The sequence below is a fragment of the Phocaeicola sp. RTP21198st1_B8_RTP21198_201120 genome (assembly GCF_040929485.1).
Classification (GTDB): Bacteria; Bacteroidota; Bacteroidia; order Bacteroidales; family Bacteroidaceae; genus Phocaeicola; species Phocaeicola dorei.
The window spans coordinates 1,033-3,201 of record NZ_JBCOCI010000172.1; the positions used below are offsets into that span (position 1 = coordinate 1,033).

The 2,169-nt window shown below is 44.5% G+C and carries 2 protein-coding genes; both read left to right on the forward strand.

The window, feature by feature from the left end:
• Positions 1 to 710 (forward strand): GH92 family glycosyl hydrolase (locus AB5935_RS24045; protein ID WP_368327661.1); only part of this gene is annotated, 710 nt, incomplete at its 5' end.
• A gap of 47 nt (positions 711 to 757) precedes the next feature.
• On the forward strand, positions 758 to 2,169 hold a 1,412-nt coding region (locus AB5935_RS24050), incomplete at its 3' end, for a glycoside hydrolase family 125 protein (protein WP_368327662.1).

A 2,169-nucleotide genomic window follows, 5' to 3' on the forward strand; every position in this document is an offset into this window, starting at 1 on the left:
TGAAGTGGGGGGATGCCTTTACGGAAGGCAATAGCTGGCATTATACCTGGTCGGTATTCCATGATCCTCAAGGTCTGATCGACCTGATGGGTGGTAAAGACGGATTCAACCAGATGATGGATTCTGTATTTATCCTGCCTCCGATTTTTGATGAAAGTTATTATGGAGCCGTTATTCATGAAATCCGTGAAATGCAGATTATGAATATGGGTAACTATGCACATGGCAACCAGCCGATTCAGCACATGCTTTATATGTACAACTATTCCGGCCAACCCTGGAAAGCGCAACATTGGATTCGTGAAGTGATGGACAAACTTTATACCCCTGCTCCCGACGGTTATTGCGGTGATGAGGACAACGGCCAGACTTCTGCCTGGTATGTATTCTCGGCAATGGGATTCTATCCGGTATGTCCGGGTACGGATGAATATGTTTTGGGTACTCCCTACTTCAAGGAGATGAAGTTGCATCTGGAAAACGGAAAGACGGTGACTATCTCTGCTCCGAATAACGGAGACGATAAACGTTACATTTCGTCGATGAAATTGAACGGTAAAGAATATACCAAAAACTATCTGACTCATCAGGATTTGTTGAATGGCGCTAGCATTTCTTTCAAGATGGATGCGAACCCCAATCAGCAACGTGGTACCAAAGAGACCGATTTCCCTTATTCTTTCTCTAACGAATTTAAAAAGAAGAAGTAATCATGAAGAAACAGATCAAATATATCAGCGCAGGTATGCTGGCAGGTATGCTTCTCTGTGGCGGGGAGCTGCAAGCCTCCAACCGTATGACGGAAATGCATGTATGTCTGGCGGATGCTATTCAGAAAGATAACCGCCCGGAAATATCCAATCGTTTGTTCCGTTCCAATGCGGTAGAGAAGGAGATTCTTCGTGTACAGAAACTTTTGAAGAATGCGAAGTTGGCATGGATGTTTACCAACTGTTTCCCGAATACACTGGATACAACCGTACATTTCCGTAAGGGAAGCGATGGCAAACCGGATACGTTCGTATATACGGGCGATATTCACGCCATGTGGCTTCGCGACTCCGGTGCACAGGTATGGCCTTACGTGCAATTAGCTAATGCGGATCCTGAACTGAAAGAAATGCTGGCAGGTGTTATTCTCCGCCAGTTCAAATGTATCAATATCGATCCGTACGCGAACGCTTTTAATGACGGCGCTATTCCTGACGGTCATTGGATGAGTGACCTTACAGACATGAAACCGGAGTTGCACGAACGTAAATGGGAAATAGACTCCTTGTGTTATCCGTTGCGTTTGGCTTATCATTACTGGAAGACTACCGGAGATGCAAGCATATTCAACGAAGAATGGATTCAGGCAATCATTAATGTACTGAAAACATTCAAAGAGCAACAACGCAAAGACGGAGTAGGTCCTTATAAATTCCAACGTAAGACGGAACGTGCACTGGATACTGTGAGCAATGACGGTCTGGGAGCACCGGTGAAACCTGTCGGTTTGATTGTTTCCAGTTTCCGTCCTTCGGACGATGCTACTACGCTTCAATTCCTGGTTCCTTCCAATTTCTTTGCCGTATCTTCTTTGCGTAAGGCAGCCGAGATTTTGGAGAAGGTAAACAAGAAGACAGCTTTGTCTAAAGAATGTAAGGACTTGGCGCAGGAGGTGGAAACAGCTTTAAAGAAATATGCGGTGTATAATCAACCTAAATATGGTAAAATCTATGCATTCGAGGTAGATGGTTTTGGAAACCATCATCTGATGGACGATGCCAATGTGCCGAGTTTGCTTGCGATGCCTTATCTGGGTGATGTGAATGTAAACGATCCGATTTATCAGAATACCCGCCGTTTTGTGTGGAGTGAGGACAATCCTTATTTCTTTAAAGGCAAGGCAGGCGAAGGGATCGGCGGACCGCATATCGGTTACGATATGGTGTGGCCGATGAGTATTATGATGAAAGCCTTCACAAGTCAGAATGATGCCGAAATCAAAACCTGTATCAAGATGTTGATGGACACGGATGCCGGTACCGGTTTTATGCACGAATCTTTCCATAAGGATAATCCGAAGAAATTTACCCGTGCATGGTTTGCCTGGCAGAATACTCTTTTCGGTGAGTTGATTTTGAAGTTGGTTAATGAAGGAAAGGTAGATTTATTGAATAGTAT